The sequence below is a fragment of the Pedobacter sp. Bi126 genome (genome assembly GCF_918698245.1).
Taxonomy (GTDB): Bacteria; Bacteroidota; Bacteroidia; order Sphingobacteriales; family Sphingobacteriaceae; genus Pedobacter.
The window spans coordinates 490,798-509,791 of the sequence record NZ_CAKKMS010000003.1 but is presented as its reverse complement, the minus strand read 5'-3'; the positions used below and the strand labels follow the sequence as shown (position 1 = coordinate 509,791).

Here is an 18,994-nt window from a genome sequence, read left to right as displayed (position 1 = left end):
GTCGGGACTTTTTTTATAAAATATTCAATTCCTTTTCTCGGTAACGCGAAAGCGATTCATGATCTAAATCTAACTCCGTTATCAAATAACTAATGCTTTCTATCGGGCAAACCCTTAATCTTAAAGCAATATCCAGCTTTTCGGAAATACAAAGTACAGCTGTTTTTTTTGCACAGGCCAGCATGGCCTTTTTAAGTTGGTTAATTTCCCAGTAGGTATCCGTTAAGCCTTCTTCTGGGTGGATGGCGCTGGTTCCCATCAGGCATAAATCAGCCTTAATTTCTGAAAGCTGTGTAATTACCTGTCCGCCATAAGTAACCTGCGAATTTTTAGAAAACAAGCCACCAATTAAAATCACTTCGATATTATTGTATTTAGCAAGTTCTACTGCAACCAACGGACTAATGGTGAAAAATGTAGCAGATAGGCCCTGTGGAAGTCGTTTCACAAATTCTAAAATCGTTGTTCCTCCTCCGGTTAAAACTACCATGCCATCTTTTATCAACTGAACGGCTTTTTTGCCAATCGCAATCTTGCTATCTCTGGCATAAACCGTACTATCGTCAAAAGAACTGTGATAAGATTTCGATAAAGCGCCTCCGTGAACCTTATAAAGCAAGTTTTCATCAACAAGCTCTTGCAAATCCCGTCTGATGGTATCTTCCGAAACATTAAGCAGTTGAACCAGATCAGAGGTTAATACCCGGTTATGCAGGTTAATCTGGCGCATGATGAAGTCGTGGCGTTCTTTTTTCAGCATAAATCATTTGATTTTCTACGAATGTATAAAAAGATTTTAAAATTATATTATTTGCGTTTTTATGCGTGTTTGTGCGATAAAGTTTTGTCTGTTAGCACAATAAATCTTTCCTATTTGTTTTTATTTTCAAAAACATTCATCATATTTACTTAACTAACATCAAAGCTGCGGTAATTTGCGCGTTTGATAAACCGGAATACAAACAACAACTTCTAATAACCACTTTCTTACTAACAAATTATGAAGAAAAAACTATTCTTTAGTTTTATCGGTATGATTATGCTGTGTGCGCAGGTTTTCGCGCAACAGATAACGATTACCGGTAAGGTCAGCTCCGCTGACGGCCCCATTCCCGGCGTTTCTATCCGGGTGAAGGGGAGTACCATGGTGTCACAATCCAATGGTAACGGAAATTATTCGATAAAGGCATTAAAAACCGATGTATTAACATTTTCTTATGTTGGATACAAAAGTGTTGAAAGAGCTGTTGGTGCAAATAGCATCATTAATGTAACCCTTTCTGCTGATGCCAGCAATCTTAATGAGGTTGTGGTTACTGCCTATGGGATTGATCGCGATGCTAAATCGTTAGGCTATTCAACGCCAAAAGTTTCCGGATCTGAAGTTGCCGAAACCCAGAGAAACGATTTCTTTGGAGGCTTGCAAGGTCGTGTTCCAGGTTTATCGATTAATAGTACCAATGGAAACCCAGGAGCCTCTGCGCAGATTGTTTTACGGGGATTTGTATCGATCAGCGGAGATAATAATGCACTGATTGTTGTAGATGGTGTGCCGATTAACAACAGTACATTAAATCAAACAAGAGAGTTAGTTTCGGGAGCCGCAAACAGAGACCAGGATTACTCTAACAGAGGGATGGATATTAACCCAAACGATATCGAAAGTTATGTGATAATGAAAGGGCCTGAGGCCACAGCGTTATATGGAAGTGCCGGTGCCAGTGGCGCAATTTTGATTACCACAAAAAAAGGTAAGGCTGGTCGCGGAAGCATTAATTACAATAATTCGTTTAGGGTAGAGCAGCTGAATAAGTTTCCAGAGATACAAACTAAGTACAACTCGGGGCTTTCTAATGGAGTTTACGATGGTGGAAGTTCTAACTTTTTTGGGCCGGCATTTTTACCAAGTACACCACTTTACGATAATATCCATAATTTTTTCGAAACAGGTTTTACGCAAAAGCATAATCTATCATTTGAAGGCGGAACGGAGCAGTTTTCTTATCGCTGGTCTAACGAATACACCGATACTAAAGGAACAATCCCTACAACAAGTTATAGGCGGATCTCATCGAGGATAACTGCTGTTGGTACCATCTCACCGATACTGAAACTAACAAGCACTTTCAACTACATCAATTCTAATAACGATAAGGCAAATAAAGGTGCTAACGGATCTTTGCTTCAGTTGATGCGGTTTAGTTCTGCCTACGATGTTCAGAATTACCAAGATATCAACGGAAACAGGATTTTGCATCTGGCAAGCATCTATTCGGAATTCGATAATCCGCTTTGGGATGTTGTTAAAAATGTGAATAACGATAAGGTTAACAGGTTAATTGCAAATACGAATGTGGAACTAAAGCCGACAAAATGGTTAAGGATTAATGGGATTATTGGAGCCGACATTGCCAATACCAAAGGATTGTCGGTATATCATGCTCAATCTTACCGTGGTTCGGGTTCTGCCGCAGCCCCGACAGGCGGAACGGTTATGACCTATGATCAGTTGACCAAGGTATTTAATGGATCGTTAACGGCCAGTGCCAAGCATAAATTTGGAGATTTTAACAATACCTATGTTATTGGTGCTACTTTTAACGATTATAATTCTACTACCGATTCTCAGCGTGGTACGAATATGTACGATCCAAATTTTTACAGTATCAATAATACGCTGCCAACAACACAGCGTACATTAACCTATGTAAACCGCTACCGTACAGTTGGTGCTTTTGCACAGGCCATAATGGGCTACAAAACCTTATTGTATTTAACCCTGTCGGGTAGGGTTGATGGCGCTTCGCGGTTAATGCCAAACAATCCATATTTTGCCTATCCATCAGCAAGTTTGGCCTTTAACTTTACCGATCTGGCCACCGTTAAAACGGCTTTGCCATGGCTGGATAACGGTAAGTTAAGAGCCTCATATGCATTAACAGGTAAAGAGCCCTGGAGAGAATATTCTACAGGTACAAACTACGAAGCTAAAAGATTTACAGGTGGTGGTTATGCCTATTCGTACTATGGTGGTAACCCAGACTTAAAGCCCGAGGTATCTGAAAATTTCGAAATCGGTACTGAAATGCAATTTCTGAAAAACCGGATCGGACTTGATTTTAACTATTACAACCTATTAAGTAGAGATCAGATCATTAACCCACGCTTAAGCTATGGTACAGGTTTCGTTTTAGAGATGATGAATGGGGGTACGGTACGTAACCGTGGCATCGAAGTACAGTTAACAGGTAACCCGATAAAAGGAAAAGATTTTAACTGGAACACTACTTTTAACTTTACCCGCAATCGTGGTGTGGTATTATCGCTGGCAAATGAGCTTCCGGAACTTTACGAATCTGATACCTGGGTAATTGGTGAAATCAGAAGCGCAGTTCATCCTGGCTACAGTACGGGCGCGATTAGCGGAACCAGGTTTGATCGAAATAATAGAGGAGATATCTTGATTAATACGTCTTCTGGTTTGCCAACAAGCTCTGATACACAATATTATCCCATTGGCGACAGGAATCCAAAATTTACGCTGGGTTTTGTAAACAGATTTAGCTACAAAGGCTTTAATCTCTCTTTCCTATGGGATTTAAGATATGGCGGCGATGTAGTTAACGGTACCGAGTACGCATCTTACATTAAAGGGATTAGTTTGAAAACCCTCGATAGAGAGCTGCCGCGCGTAATTAAAGGGGTTTTAGCCGATGGATTGCAAAATACGGCCAACCCTACGGTTAATACGATTGCAGTAACACCTTTCTATGCTTCTAACTACTATTCTCTTAACGTATCGCCAGAGATGTTCGTAGAGCGGAACATCAAAACACTGCGTTTAAGGGATGTTACGCTGGCATATGATTTTCCCCCATCGCTGGTTAAACGCATCGGATTTATCCAGAGCTTCGGGGCCTTTTTTACTTTAACCGATTCGATATTGATTACCAATTATTCAGGTGGCGACCCAGAGAGTAATGCAAATTCGCCAGGTGTTGGGGGTATTGGTGGTTTCGGTATCGATTATGGTAATGTTGGCAAACCGATAGGTTTTAATGTAGGATTTAGGGTTAAATTATAGTGAACAACATGAAAAGATTATATAAACTATATATTGCTGCGGCAGTATTATTAATGGCCGGAGGATGTAAAAAATACCTCGATATCAATACAAATCCTGCCGTGCCTCAAACCAGTAAAGCAGAACTGTTGCTTCCTCCCATTCTATTTCAAATGACAAACGGAACCTCACAGGATTACCGCTTTATCTGGAAAATTACGCAAAATCTTATTGGTGCATCAACTGATGATGGATCTATTGCTTTTGAAAAACACACTTTTGTACGTTCGAGCGATAATGGAGGTGTAATCTGGAGAATGACCTATGTTGATTTGGGTTTGAACCTGGAAAATTTAATTAATGATGCAGTTGCCAATCAAAAATATGAGTATGCTGCAATTGGTTATGCAATTAAGGCCTGGGCCTATCAACAAACAACGGATCTCTATGGCCCGATTATTCTGGATGAGGCTTTTACACCAGGAATGTTAAGGTTTCCTTACCACGATCAGCCAGAGGTATATGCAAAAGTGCGTTACTATTGCGAGCAATCGCTTAAGTATTCTACAATGAAAAGCCCACTTAATTATGCTACACAATTGGCAAGTGTTACCGGAGATGGGATTTATAAAGGAGATATGGCCAAATGGAGAAAATTTGTGTATGCTATTTACGCTTTACAGTACAGTCATTTGGTCAATAAACCAGGATTTACTGCCATGTATGCTGATAGTGTTGTTAAATACACTGATTTATCTTTTGCCAATGAAGCGGAATCAGCAACGGTTTATTTCTCTGCGGCAAGTACCGATGATACCAATCCATTCGGTCCCACATTGGGTTATATCAATCCTTCAGGACCGACAGCTACCTATTATGGACGGATTTCGACCACTATCTTAAACTATCTTGCAGGTGGAGTGAGGGGAGTACCTACCACAAATCCAACAAGCTCACTCGATCCACGGTTGAGCAGGATGTTGCCGGCAAGTACGGCTACAGCTACTTTGGGCAGGTATATTGCCGGCGTTCCAACGCAGGGAAGCAGTACATCTGGTCTTCCTATTGTTTTCGGAAGCATCCCCGCTGGTGCTACTACCTATAATGGGAAATATATTTTTGCCGATGCAGCGAGATATCCGATCATGACCTATTCGCAATTACAGTTTACAAAAGCAGAAGCCTTGTTTTTACAGGGAAAAACAGCAGATGCTTTTACTGCATACAGGCTTGGTATATCTGGCCATATGGTTTTTTGCAACACTTATGGCAGGGCTTCTAAAAACCCTGATCCTTTGATAACTGATACCGAAATTAATACTTATTTGGCCTCTAATGAAGTTGCCCAAAGTGCCGCAACACTAACATTGGCCGACATCATGGGGCAAAAATATATTGCCCAATGGGGCTGGGCCGGTTTAGAGCAATGGTCTGATATCAGGAAGCATCATTACAGTGCAACGGTATTCAGGCAGTTCTATCAAATTCCTACAGCCGACCTTCTTTTAGGCGGGAAATATGCTTACCGTTTCAGGCCACGTTACAATTCTGAATATGTTTGGAATAGTGAGGAGTTACGCAAGTGGGGCGGGCTAGATGTTGATTATATGACCAAAGAAACCTGGTTTAGCCAGCCATAATTTTTAATTTAAAAAATATCAAGATGAAAATATTTTCTAACTTATTTGCCAGTCTGTTTATTGCAATGGCTTTAGCTGGTTGCACCAAAAATGTACTCGATTATGGTGAAACAGAAAAATTGACCAGCGACCAGGCTTTATTAAAGGTGAACTATGCCTCTTACTATTATAACAATAGGGCGATAGCCATTAAAATTAACGATAAAAGAGTTAGTAGTGTAATTACTGCACGTACTCCTTTTCCTGGTGGTGGGTATAACACAGGAGGCAGTTCTACGGCTGATTTCCTTGCTGTAAGTCCTGGCAATCTAAAACTATCGATTATCCTTCCCAAGAAGAAGGATGATGGAACTGATTCGGTTGTGTTATATAGTACAACCTTCCAGATAGAAGCAGGCAAAAATTATGTTGCGCATATTACCGATACCGCTGCAAATACCAAGAATGTTTTAACTCAGGAAAGTTTTACCAGGCCGGATACGGCCTATTGTAAATACCGGTTTATCAACTTAATGCCAAATGTACCATCTGTAGATCTATATTACGGAACCAGTGCAAGCGATAATACAAAAGACTCGCTCATTGCAGGCAACGTAAATTATTTAAACATTACTAACGAGATTACATTAAGGTCTGCGCAATCAAAAACCTGGAAAATCAGGCCGGCTGGAGCAGCAATAACAACTGCAACGGTTCTTGCTAATTATACCAGTGCAAGTACTTTTTTAAACAAAAGGGTTTATACCATTTTTGCCAGTGGCTATAGTGGCATCACAACGGCACCACGTAGACCTTACGTATCGTTCTTTTTAATCAGATAGATTAAATTACAGATATAAAAGCCAACCCATAGCGGTTGGCTTTTTCATTTCCCAGATTTTTTTAGCAGCATAGAAAGAAATAGAGATAATGCAATAACTGCTTAATAATCAGATAATGCGCTTTTTTGCGTGTTTGTGCGGTAATATAGATGTTGCAAAACCAAATTTGTTTTTTTTAATCAAATATTTAGTGATATTTACTTAAATATTGCTGTTTTATGCGGTATTAAGACTAAACTACAAAACAATTCTAAACTTACGTTTATGAAAAAAAAACTACTATTAATTTTTCTTGGTACGTTTGTGTTGCTGGCCCATGCCATTGCACAACAAACTACCATTACAGGTAAGGTTACATCTGAGGATGGACCAATACCAGGAGTTTCCGTTAGAGTAAAGGGAAGCACTATTGTTGCACAATCTACCGCCGACGGAACTTATTCTATCAAAGCCTCCAATGGTGATATATTGGTGTTTTCTTATATCGGTTATGTAACTACAGAAAGAACTGTTGGCGCAGGTAAAACAATCAATGTTAGCCTGAAAACAGATGCTCAGGGGCTGGATGATGTAGTTGTGGTGGGTTATGGAACTCAGCGCAAAGGCAATCTTACCGGAGCAGTTTCTACCATTGATGTAAAAAAGACGCTGGAGGGCAGGCCAATTGCAGATGTTGGTAGAGCACTACAGGGTGCTGCATCTGGTTTAAGTGTAACTGTTCCCAGTGGAGAGATTGGTTCTGACCCGGTGATCAAAATTAGAGGGCAGTTGGCATCATTTGCAGGGGGAAGTTCTCCGTTGATTTTATTGGATAATGTAGAGATTCCAAGCATCCAATTGGTTAATCCAAATGATATTGCCTCTATTACCATTTTGAAAGATGCAGCAGCAGCATCTATTTATGGCGCTAAGGCCGCTTTCGGTGTGGTATTAATTACTACTAAACAAGGCTCAGGCACTGATAAGCCATCAATTAATTATTCAAATAACTTTTCTTTCCAAAACGTTTGGAAAGACTTAAAGATGGCTGATGTAAACGGTTTGAAATATACGGTTGATGCTGCTGAACGTATTGGTGTAACCACACCAGTTGGCGCATTTTATTATGTAGATAGAGCAAGTTATGAAAAGGCGGTTGCCTGGAAAGAGAAATACGGCAGTACAATAGGGCCAAACGACCCAACAGTATTTGGTAGAGATTGGTACGTTCAGGGTGCTAACCAGAAAATGGGCGTAAGAACTTACGATCCTTACGATTATATGATCAAAGAATGGGCACCTACCCAACAACATAACCTATCAGTTGGTGGTACAACCGGAAAAACATCTTATAATATCGGACTTGCATTGCTCGATCAGAGTGGGATGCTAAAGCCGGCAAAAGAAGATCGTTTTACGCGCTACAATGCTTCATTTAAAATTTCAAGTGAAATCAACAAATACCTTACCATACGTGGGGGCGCATTATATTCACGGAGAAATAAACAATATGCTTATACCACAAGCTCTACAACTGCCGATCCATGGTTGTATTTATATCGTTGGAGTTCCTTGTACCCATTGGGTAAAGATGAGAATGGAGATGCCATCCGCAGTCCTGAAAGTGAAGTGGCTTCAGCAAATACCGCTAATATATTGTTAAATTATGCCAATGTAAATTTAGGATCTACCGTTAATATCTTAAAAAACTGGAAGGTAGATTTTGATTATACTTTTACCAATCAGAACGAAGATTGGAAAAGACCGGGCACTAGATTTACCGCAAGAAACTCGTGGGTAGCACCTAAAGCGCGTTTAGATGCAAGTGGTGCACCTGTTTATGTAAACGATCAGGGCCAGGTGGTATCAAGCACTACAGCCGGCGCAATTGCAGCTTATGATCTGTCTATGGATATGTATACCACACCAGGCTCAAGTCCAGATCATTTTGCACGATCTGCTACAAGCTATTTTAGCCATACCATTAATGCTTTTACAACTTATAGTTTAAACCTTAAGGAAAGCCACGATTTTAAATTTATTTTAGGTTTAAACCGGGTTACATCTACCGCAGAATCACAGTTTGGTCAAATCACCAATTTAAGCGATATCATAAACCCACAGTTTAGGTTTGGTACCGGACTTCAAACCGTACTTCCATCTAGCGCAGTGATGGGTATTATCCCAGGTGGGATAAACATTCCTGGGTCAGATAAAAGATGGGAAGCACAATTGGGATATTTTGGTCGTGTAAACTATGCTTTTAAAAACAAATACCTTATTGAAGGTAACTTGCGTTACGATGGTTCTTCTAAATTCCCAACCGATTTGCAGTGGAGGTGGTTTCCTTCATTCTCGGCAGGTTGGGTAGCCAGTGAAGAAAGTTTTATGGCCTGGACTAAACCACTGCTAAATCAGTTAAAATTCAGAGGGTCCTGGGGTTCAATAGGCGATCAGACCGTACCTAACAATTTATACATTGCAACTATGCCAAGCGGACAGTCGAGTTGGATTGGTGCAAACGGTGCCAAAGTAAATTATGTAGGTACGCCTGATGCAATTAAAGAAGCAATTCAATGGCAGGATATTGTAACTACCAATATAGGACTAGACGCAACCCTTTTAAATAATAAGGTAAATCTTTCTTTTGATGTTTTTCAAAGAAACACCAATAATATGATTGTGCCACAGGAAGGCATTCCTTTTACTTTTGGTGCCGGAGCGCCACAGGGAAACTTCGGTTCGCTACAAACCAGAGGTTGGGAATTGACCTTAGATTTTAACCACAGGTTTAAAAATGGTTTAGGAATTAATTTCAAAGGAAATATTTCTGATGCCAAAACAAGGTTAACCGAGTATGGTTCTGGAACGCAAGTACTTAATAACTATAATGGAAAGGATATTGGCGAAATTTGGGGCTACCGTACCGATAGATTGTACCAAACCAGCGATTTTGAACTAGATGGCTCGGGTAAACCAATCTTGATTACTTTAACATCTGCTGAAAGTAAGCTGAATGCAGGTAAGCAGGCCTATAAACTAAAAGCCGGACCAAATGGCGAAAAACCAGTTTACCAACCATTTTTACAAAATTCATCCAACTTCCGTTTTGGCCCTGGTGATGTTAAGTTTAGAGATATTAACGGCGATGGGGAAATCAGTAATGGAGATGGTACATTGGCCAATCACGGCGATTTAGAAGTAATCGGAAATTCTAACCCGAGTTACGAGTATGGTTTTAGGCTGGGGGCCGATTTTAAAGGGGTTGATATTAGTGCATTTTTCCAGGGTGTAGGTAGCCGTAAAATATGGGGTGCTGGATTTTTAGCTATCCCAGGCTTTAACTCGGCTGATGGTGCAATGCCCGAAGCAATTGCAGGTAACTACTGGACGCCGCAAACACCCGATGCTTTTTACCCTGCTGCTTATAACAATGCAGCCAGTGGAACCACCAATAACATGCAGGTTCAGGATCGCTATCTGTTAAATATGGCTTATTTAAGATTGAAAAATTTAACCGTTGGTTATACTTTTCCACAGATGTTGACCAAAAAAGTAGGTATCAGCTCACTTAGGGTATATACTGCATTAGAGAATTTCTTTACCTGGGATCATTTGGGTGATTTGCCAATCGATCCGGAGAGTGTTAGCGGCTATTCGATCTGGGATCAATCAAATTATAACAGCGGTCGCACAGGAACCGGAATCCCAGCCTTCAAGAGTATTTCTTTTGGTGTTCAGTTGAATTTTTAAAAAATTAAGAAGATGAAATATTTTAAATACATATATGGTTTGCCGGTTATGGCCTGCCTACTTCTGGTGTCTTGTAATAAGGATGTTTTAGACCGTCCACCCTTAACATCTTATGTTGATGGACAATATTGGCGTGGTGAAGATGATATCCGCATGTACGCCAACAGTTACTACCCTAACTATTTTAACGGTTACAGTACTGGCTTTGGAGTTGATTATACACCTGTTAGGGGTTATACTTTCTCGGATGATTTAACAGGTAAAAATGTTCAGATTAACTTTGAAAGTAGTGTCCCTACTACAAGAGGTTCTGTTTCTGAAGCAGCTGATTGGTTGGGTACTTATGCAGGCCCCACCTGGGATTTTGCCTGGATCAGAAAATCGAACGTAATGCTTGCCCGTTTAAACGATGTGGCAAAGCCTAAAATTACTACCGAAGCCTATAACCACTGGACAGCAGTTGCCCGTTTTTTTAGGGGGTTTGAATACAGTCGTTTGGTAAGTGTTTTTGGCGATGTGCCTTATTTTGATAAAGAGCTTTCGGATACCGATCTGGCTGCTTTATATAAAGATAGAGATGCCAGGGGGGTGGTTATGGATAAAGTATATGATGACTTTAAATTTGTGATGGCCAATATGCGTGAAAATGACGGGGCTCAGTTTTTAAATAAATACATTGCTGCTGCTTTTATCTCAAGATTCATGTTATTTGAAGGAACTTATGAGCATTACCATGGTTTAGATGCGGCAAGAGCAAAAAAATACTTAGAATTTGCTGTTGAGACAGGCGATTATGTGATCAATAGCAACAAATATAATTTCACCCGCGATTTTAAATCATTGTTTTCGAGTGATAACCTGGCAGGGCATCCGGAAGTATTGCTTTATAGGACTTACGATGCTGCTTTAACAGTTACACACAGTATTGGTTCTTACCAAAATGGAACAGAGGTAGTAGGAGTTGATGCAAATTTAGTTTTAATCAAATCTTTCCTCCTTAACGATGGTAAAGTATGGCAAAACTCTGCTGTTGCCGGAGCCAACTCATTTACAATTGCCGATCTGGTAAAAACAAGAGATCCCCGTTTTGAAGCTTCATTTTATGATAAAGCCCTGGTTCCTTCGGCAACATTGCTTTACGGTTTTAAATTTGCATCAAGAGAGGCTTTAACCTATATCGGTAAAACTTATCCGGCTGCATGGGGCAGCAATACCAATACGAGCGATGCACCTGTAATGAGGTTAGCAGAAGTAGTATTAAATTGGATAGAAGCCAAAGCAGTGCTGGCTCAGTATTTTGGTGGTACAGCCGTAACGCAGGCTGATTTGAACAAATCGGTAAATGCGATCAGAAACCGGCCTTTAGATGCTGCGGCAACTGCAAAAGGGGTATTAAAAACAGCTCCACTAACGTTAGGGGCACTTCCTGTTGATCCGGCTAAAGATACCGATGTTCCAGACTTGATCTGGGAAATCCGCAGGGAGCGTCGCATGGAATTTGTGTTTGAGCATACCAGGTTGTTGGATTTAAAACGCTGGAAAAAATTAAACAATATGGATTTCAGTACCAATCCTGACTATTTTTTGGGGCCATGGGTTAATGTACAAACCGAGGCTGCAAGTTATTTAACTCCCGCTAATGCAACCGCTCGAAATGTTAAGGTTAAAAAGACTGATGGCACCATTGTTACCTATGATGGCACAAATGCTGCGGCCATGGTAGGTTATTGGATGGTTACCAATGCGGCGAATAGAAATGCATTTACAGATAGGGCATATTTAGCACCAGTAGGGCAGGCGCAGATTATTCAATATCAGGAAAAGGGCTATAAGCTTACACAAACTACAGGCTGGTAGTGCTTTAAGTATTTGTTGAATTAATATAACCTCCTCAAACTTAATAAGATTGAGGAGGTTTTTTTATGCTTGTTATTTCGTGCTTAACCAAACTACTTTTCCATCCATTGTACTCGCAAGTATATTTTTTCCATCAATCACATTTACGGTATTGATCATCGAATTATCTATTTTGTGTGCCCAAACCGTGCTTTGTTGTTTAGGATCGATAGCATAAATAACACCATTCTTTGTTCCAAAAAACACCTTTCCGTCCTTTTCAATCAACATGGATGGTACATGTTCATATCCAAAGCCCACATTGTATCGCCAAAGTACACCCGGATCTTGTGCCTGCGCTTTATAAGCTACGATTTCGTCCTGCATGGTTTTGCCATAAATGATGGTACTGTCTGCGGACTGTCCGATCGATTCGCGAACCGTAGCTTCTTTGTTTCGCCAAAGCGTGCTGCCATTGTTAGCATCAATGGCTGTTAAATAGCGGTCAGGGGCTGCAATGTAAACGATGCCGTTATAAGCAACAGGCGTTACCATAGCTGGCGAAAACATTCTGTTGCCCTGGCCATTGTTCCATTTCCATAACAAGTTCCCGCTGTTAATATCAAGTGCGTATAGATGCCTGCCCCAGGATCCAAAAATAATTTTGCCCTGATAAATAAGTGGCTTGCCCACAATTGTACCTTCTACTTCTTTAAATGCCCATATTTCGTTCCCCGTTTTAATATCCAATGCCCTAAAGGTATTATCGCTGCCTCCTATGTACACTTTTTGCCCGTTAACCACTGGCGAACCTAATACCGAATTGCTTGCTTCTTTATGCCAGATTTCCTTTCCTGTTTTTGCACTTAATGCGTAAATGGTGCCATCGCCTGAACCGAAGATAACCATATTGTTAACAGCAACTGGTGATGAATAGATCGCGCCTTTGGTTTTAAATGTCCATACTTTCTTCCCGGTATTTTTATTTAAGGCTTCAACCAAACCTAAGCTATTGCCAAAAATAACATTGTTCGATGTGTAAGTTGGTGTATTCACTACGTTTGCGTTAGAGTGGTAAGTCCAAACTTCTTTTGTGCCCGGGTATTTGCTATTGATGGCAAAATCAGGACGATCATATTTTTTTGAATCGGCCAGAAAAGTTTTTAGTGCAATTTTTCGCCATACCGGAAGAATATCCCGGGTTGGTTTTTTAACCTGAAAAAATGCACTATCCTTGGTCATGGTTACAATGTTATACCCACCAATACTATCCTTTGCCCTTAGATTAGAGCGGCCCATTGTGGCTTCAATACCTTCAAAATTATAAGGATGATTATTGTGTCCATGGCCGCAAATGGCATACTGGATATTATATTTCTTTAACTTATCTGTTGCTTCGTACCAATTATCCAAACTGTTATCCAATGGGTAGTGGTTGGCAAAAATAATGGGCATATTTTTAGGTGTTGCTTTAAGCACACTATCCAGCCAAACGGTAGCATCCCTTGGAATGTGCCCATCGCTCATCCTTACGTAAGGGCCAGATGCACATGCTATAAAACGGTAGCCATTATGATCGAAAATAAATTTATCGCCGCCAAACGCTTTGATAAAATTTACTCCTCCTGATTCCGACCATCCGGTATCGTGGTTTCCAGGGATAATGTGGTATGGTTTATTTAATTTCGATAGGATATCTTTGGCCAGTTTAAGCTCGTTATTAGTGCCCATTTCGGTGATATCGCCAGTAATGATCACAAAATCGATGTCATTCAGCATATTTAAATCAGCAACAGTTCGGTTAAGATCTTCTTCGCCTGTTGATGACCCAACATGGGTATCAGTTACAAAAGCATATTTAAAATTTTGGGCTTTTACAGAGAGCGATATAATAATAGCAAACAGTAAAAGAATAGGATGTTTCATTTTGGTTTTCGTTTAATTGTTTTACTATAAAAATCGACATTTTTTAGGGCTTAAACAGGGCTGTAATGCCAATTTTACATATTAATAAGTGTGCTGTAACAGGTTAAGAAATAGCTTTTTCAATTGCAAAAAAAGGATTAAACAAAAAAAGGCGACCATTGGCCGCCTCTTACTCGTTTTGTTGAAAAAATTACAAAATTTTAAATCCTAAACTCAATTGAAACAAGTTCGGCTTTTGGCTGTATTTTTCACTTTTACTGATGTTGGATAAACCAGCTTCGTAGCGTAAATCAACCGAAATGTTACCCACATCTACACCAGCACCAGCCTGTAGGCCCAGCGCCTGGTTTTTGTAGTTGTCGAAATCGGTTGCTTGTTGATAGGCAGAACTAAACGACGAATTTTCATCCAGAATAAATGAAATAACCGGACCAGCCATTAAGCGGAAGTTTAAATTTTTAGCACCAAATTTTGTTCCCAATAAAACAGGTACATCTAAAGTGGTAAATTTTACTTTTCCTTCAGCTGTAACTTCGTTCCCATTATCTTGCGTAATGCTGATAAATTTATTGCCTTTGCTGCCAATGTAAGCCTCTGGTTGCACATACAAACTAGCGCCACCAATGCGTGCCCAGGCACCGATCTGATAACCTAAACGGTTTTCTTCACTTGCAAAATCTGCATTTAACTTTGCTAAGTTTACGCCTGCCTTAACCCCGAGGTTAAACGTTTGTGCCTTTGATGTTGCCCAACCCAAGGTTAGGAAAACAATAGAGAAGATGATTTTTTTCATGTTGTTTAATTTTGTTTTTTAAAGGTTATAAAACCATAAACGATCAATGATACCTGCCATGGTTTCATTTTTAAAAATTTGTATTAAGCGGTTTTTATACCGATTAGGTTTTATAACGTGCTTTTAACACAATTATCGTGCAAAAAGAATCCGCGAATCTCCACTTTTTTTGTCACATCACATAAAAAGGTATTAACCTGAGCAAATATTTTTTACTTTTGCATCAAATAAAATATGCCATGGCTAATTTTCAACTTACTTCAGAAACTGCATTTAAAGTAAAAACCAAGTTCTTAAGGAAATATCGCGATCTGGCGAACGAGCCTTTAGCATTTACGCCAGGCAAAGAAGATCAACTGATTGAAGATTTAATGCGTTTGGTAAAACGCGACCGCACCTACATCGAATTTACTATTCAAAAAGCACTTGCCGATACCAAGGGTAACAGACTTTAATAAATTTTCCTTGTTTTCATTCTCTTCTTTTTCGCGTAACGCTTAATTTACGCTTAGCCCAAATAAGCTGTTTTTAATATTTATCGGTTTTTGTACATTTACGTTTGTACTTAATCAATAATAATCTTCCAAAAAGAGCGGTATTTCATTTAACTTGCCCTTCGGAATTAAAATATATAAGGGAATGAAGAAACTAAAATATGGTCTTTTAGCAGCGGCCTTTGGCGTGGCTGTTTTGTCTTTTTCATTTAAAGAAGATTTATTCCTAGTATCTAAAAATCTGGATATTTTTGCTTCGCTCTATAAAGAAATCAATATCAATTATGTTGATGACACCAATGCCCCCCAATTGATGAAAACGGGGATTGATGCCATGTTAGATAGTTTAGATCCTTATACCGAATACGTTCCAGAATCGGAGATTGAAGATTACAAATTGAAATATGTGAGCACTCAATATGGTGGTATTGGTGCAAGTACTGTTTTTATTGATGGCAAACTGTTTATCAATGAAGTGAGCGAAGGTTATCCTGCAAATAAAGGTGATATTAAAGCCGGCGATCAGGTGCTGAGCATCAATGGAACTGCTATAAAAGGAAAAGACCGCTCAGAAGTTAGCCAATTATTGCGTGGCCCTAAAGGCACAGCCGTTGATTTGTTGGTGATCAGAGAGGGAAAAGAAATCACTAAAAAACTTGTCCGTGATGAAATAAAACAGCCTAACGTTTCTTACTCAGGAATGGTTGGCGATGGCATCGGTTACATCAAACTCGATAAATTTCTTGAAAATTCCGGACAGGAAGTTAAAGATGCCCTGTTGGCAATTCAAAAAGAAAACCCAAAAGGTGTGGTTTTAGATTTGAGAAACAACGGCGGGGGTATTTTGCAGGAAGCGGTTAAAATTGTGAACCTCTTTGTGAATAAGGATCAGCTTGTTGTGACCCAAAAAGGCAAAAATGTAGAGAAAACCATTGCCTATAAAACACTTTTAACCCCGGTTTCTACCTCGGTTCCGTTAGTAGTGCTTGTAAATGGAAATTCGGCCTCAGCCTCAGAGATTGTTGCGGGTTCTTTACAGGATTTGGATCGTGCCATTGTAATTGGTCAACGTAGTTATGGCAAAGGCTTGGTTCAGCAAACCTTTAACCTGCCCTATAACAGCTTGGTTAAAGTAACTGTGGCAAAATATTATACACCATCAGGCAGGTGCATCCAAAAATTAGATTATGCACACAAAAATGCAGATGGTGTTGCAGAACGTTTTGCCGATTCGACCATGGTGATGTACCAAACCAAAGCGGGAAGAAACGTGTACAGTGGTAATGGTGTTTATCCCGATATTGTGGTAGATGCCATAAAGCTCAGCCCGATTACCATTTCAATGCTTAATAAAAACCTTTTCTTTAACTACGCAAATCAATACAGGAAAGAAAAACCAAGTTTGGCCTCGGCCAAAACTTTCCAGTTATCTGATGCGGACTATGCTGCGTTTTCTGGCAGTTTGGCCGATAAAGATTTAACCTACCTAAGCCGTACCGAAAGGTTGCTTTCCGATTTACGTTTAGAAGCCGAAAAGGAAAATAAATCTGCTGAGGTAAAAACCGATCTGGAGAATCTTAAATATAAACTTACCTCTTCTAAAAAAACTGATCTGGTTAGCCATAAAGCAGAAATAAAAAGAGTTTTAGAAACACAGATCGTAAGCCGATATTTTTATGAAAAAGGAAGAATTGAGCAGAGCTTCCAGTACGATAAAGAATTGGCTGCAGCAAAAAATCTTTTTACGAACCAATCGCAGATCCTGGCCATTTTAAAAGGCGATGGAAATTACAAAGTAATAGGTAAGCCAGTTAAAGCGCTTGCTGTTGTTGATTAATAGGTTGACTATAAAATAAATAGTAAGTTTTTCAACCTTGCCAGGTTAGAAAGCAAAATAGCTGTTTATATACTTTTTGTTTTACTTAACTTAACACAACTGCGCCTAAATTTGGTTTTTAATGTGGAATCTTAAGTTTTAATGGAAAAAGCTTAAGCCCTATTAGCTTAATGGTTGATTAACGTGAATAAATGATTAATTTCAAATTCTAATCAAATCGAAAATATTCGCATGAAAAAAATACTGCTTTTGTGTTTCTTTGGCTTTGTAGCATTCAATATTTCCGCCCAAACTTACAGCCCATCTCCATCAAATATCGAAAGCCGTAAATGGTTTAACGATGCCCGTTTTGGCTTATTTATCCACTGGGGGCCTTTTAGTATACCAGGGAGCGGCGAATGGGTAATGAACGAACGAAAGTTGAATGTTCATAATTATACCAACCTTAAAGATTTTTTTAATCCTGTTGAGTTTAATGCCGAACAATGGGTGAGCATGGCGAAGAATGCCGGAATGAAATATATTACACTGATTACCAGGCACCATGATGGTTTTAGCATGTGGGATACAAAATATTCTGATTTCAATATCATGAATACGCCCTACAAAAAAGATATTGTAAAAATGATGGCAGATGAGTGCCATAAGCAAGGCATAAAACTATACCTGTATTATTCGCTGTTAGATTGGCGAAGAGAAGACTATCCGCACGAAACCGGCCGTACCGGACAGAACTCAGGTAGGACTGGTAAAGGCGATTATGCAAGTTATTTGCAGTTCATGAAAAACCAATTAACAGAGTTGTTGACCAATTATGGTGAAATTGGCGGAATCTGGTTCGACGGGCATTGGGATCAGACTGAACCAGAAGGATCAAAAGACAGGACATCAAGGATTGATTGGAAATACAATGAAATTTATGGTTTAATCCACAAACTTCAGCCACAGTGCATGATTGGTAACAATCACCACCTTACACCCTTTGCCGGAGAAGATTTTCAAATGTTCGAACGCGATCTTCCAGGTGAGAATAAATCAGGTTTAAGTTTTCAAAAGGCATCAGATAAACTACCGCTCGAAACCTGCGAAACCATTTCAAATTCGTGGGGATATAACCTGAGTGATACCTATTACAAAACGAATAAAGAACTGGTGCATATGTTGGTTAAAGCAGCAAGTTTAGGTTCTAATCTTTTACTGAACATCGGGCCAATGCCGAGTGGTAAAATTCAGCCAGAGTTTCAAGACCGATTAGTCGGTTTGGGCGATTGGCTTAAAGTATATGGCGAAAGCATTTACGGTACTAAAGCCGGATTTATAAAACCACAGGCCTGGGGAAGCATTACGCAAAGCGACAAAAAAGTTTATATCCACCTGGTTGACGGAAAAACCACTACACTTAACTTAGAAAACGTTCCGCTAAAGAAAATAAAAAAAGCATATTTATTGAAAGATAAAAGTCCGGTAAACTATACCTTTAAAAAATCAACATTAAACATTACTGCAACTTTAAATAGTGCAGAACCGGATCGGGTAATTGTTTTGGAGATTGGGTAACAGGACGTTTATATATGCTGTCATCCTGAACGCAGTGAAGGATCTTTTGATTTCAATAAAAGAATCGTCATTGCGAGGTACGAAGCAATCTTAATGCGTTCGCTATTAGCGATAGTTGTAAGATTGCTTCGTCAGCTGAAAAAGCCTTCTCGCAATGACGATCTCTCGCGTTCAAAAGCCTGTTATCTCCCAATAATCGACAAAATCCAATGCTTTTGATGTAATTCTTTCCTCTTTATGAGAGAATAAACGTAAAACGTTTTACTTTTAGGCTTTAAATTCTAATGTAAGAAAT

At 39.5% G+C, this 18,994-nt stretch carries 11 protein-coding genes; 8 read left to right on the top strand and 3 right to left on the bottom strand.

Features of this window, described 5'->3' with window-relative positions; all coding sequences use genetic code 11:
* Nucleotides 1–13 precede the first annotated feature (13 nt).
* On the bottom strand, nt 14–760 hold the full coding sequence (locus LQ201_RS12325; protein WP_230142759.1) for a DeoR/GlpR family DNA-binding transcription regulator: 747 nt from the start codon (nt 758–760) through the stop codon (nt 14–16).
* Between the two features lie 240 nt (nt 761–1,000).
* Here LQ201_RS12325 and LQ201_RS12320 point away from each other — a divergent pair, with 240 nt between their 5' ends.
* The 5 genes from LQ201_RS12320 (at nt 1,001) to LQ201_RS12300 (ending at nt 12,113) form a co-directional block, all read left to right on the top strand.
* The gene (locus tag LQ201_RS12320) at nt 1,001–4,084 is read left to right on the top strand and encodes a SusC/RagA family TonB-linked outer membrane protein (RefSeq protein WP_230142756.1); all 3,084 of its coding nucleotides are present in this window, start codon (nt 1,001–1,003) and stop codon (nt 4,082–4,084) included.
* A gap of 8 nt (nt 4,085–4,092) precedes the next feature.
* Nucleotides 4,093–5,703 carry a SusD/RagB family nutrient-binding outer membrane lipoprotein gene (locus tag LQ201_RS12315; protein WP_230142754.1) on the top strand — a complete coding sequence of 537 codons (1,611 nt, stop codon included), beginning with the start codon at nt 4,093–4,095 and terminating at the stop codon, nt 5,701–5,703.
* Between the two features lie 23 nt (nt 5,704–5,726).
* A complete protein-coding gene (locus tag LQ201_RS12310) occupies nt 5,727–6,524 on the top strand; it encodes a DUF4397 domain-containing protein (RefSeq protein WP_230142751.1) in 798 nt (265 codons plus the stop codon).
* A gap of 264 nt (nt 6,525–6,788) precedes the next feature.
* Nucleotides 6,789–10,256, top strand: a complete 3,468-nt coding sequence (locus LQ201_RS12305; RefSeq protein ID WP_230142748.1) for a TonB-dependent receptor — start codon at nt 6,789–6,791, stop codon at nt 10,254–10,256.
* A 12-nt stretch (nt 10,257–10,268) separates the two neighbouring features.
* Complete coding sequence (locus LQ201_RS12300; protein WP_230142746.1) at nt 10,269–12,113, top strand: RagB/SusD family nutrient uptake outer membrane protein; 1,845 nt, start codon at nt 10,269–10,271, stop codon at nt 12,111–12,113.
* A gap of 72 nt (nt 12,114–12,185) precedes the next feature.
* Here LQ201_RS12300 and LQ201_RS12295 read toward each other — a convergent pair whose 3' ends face one another.
* Together LQ201_RS12295 and LQ201_RS12290 are read right to left on the bottom strand one after the other, a co-directional pair.
* A complete protein-coding gene (locus tag LQ201_RS12295; protein ID WP_230142742.1) occupies nt 12,186–14,018 on the bottom strand; it encodes a PQQ-binding-like beta-propeller repeat protein in 1,833 nt (610 codons plus the stop codon).
* A gap of 190 nt (nt 14,019–14,208) precedes the next feature.
* Nucleotides 14,209–14,811 (bottom strand): porin family protein, encoded by a 603-nt coding sequence (locus LQ201_RS12290; protein WP_230142741.1) that lies wholly within the window; start codon nt 14,809–14,811, stop codon nt 14,209–14,211.
* Nucleotides 14,812–15,050: 239 nt separating this feature from the next.
* Between LQ201_RS12290 and LQ201_RS12285 the strand changes: the two genes are divergently transcribed.
* The 3 genes from LQ201_RS12285 (at nt 15,051) to LQ201_RS12275 (ending at nt 18,699) form a co-directional block, all read left to right on the top strand.
* The gene (locus tag LQ201_RS12285) at nt 15,051–15,266 is read left to right on the top strand and encodes a hypothetical protein (protein ID WP_230142739.1); all 216 of its coding nucleotides are present in this window, start codon (nt 15,051–15,053) and stop codon (nt 15,264–15,266) included.
* Nucleotides 15,267–15,450: 184 nt separating this feature from the next.
* Nucleotides 15,451–17,142, top strand: coding sequence for a S41 family peptidase (locus LQ201_RS12280; protein WP_230142737.1), 1,692 nt, complete (start codon nt 15,451–15,453; stop codon nt 17,140–17,142).
* Nucleotides 17,143–17,373: 231 nt separating this feature from the next.
* On the top strand, nt 17,374–18,699 hold the full coding sequence (locus LQ201_RS12275; RefSeq protein WP_230142735.1) for an alpha-L-fucosidase: 1,326 nt from the start codon (nt 17,374–17,376) through the stop codon (nt 18,697–18,699).
* The last annotated feature ends 295 nt before the right edge of the window (nt 18,700–18,994 follow it).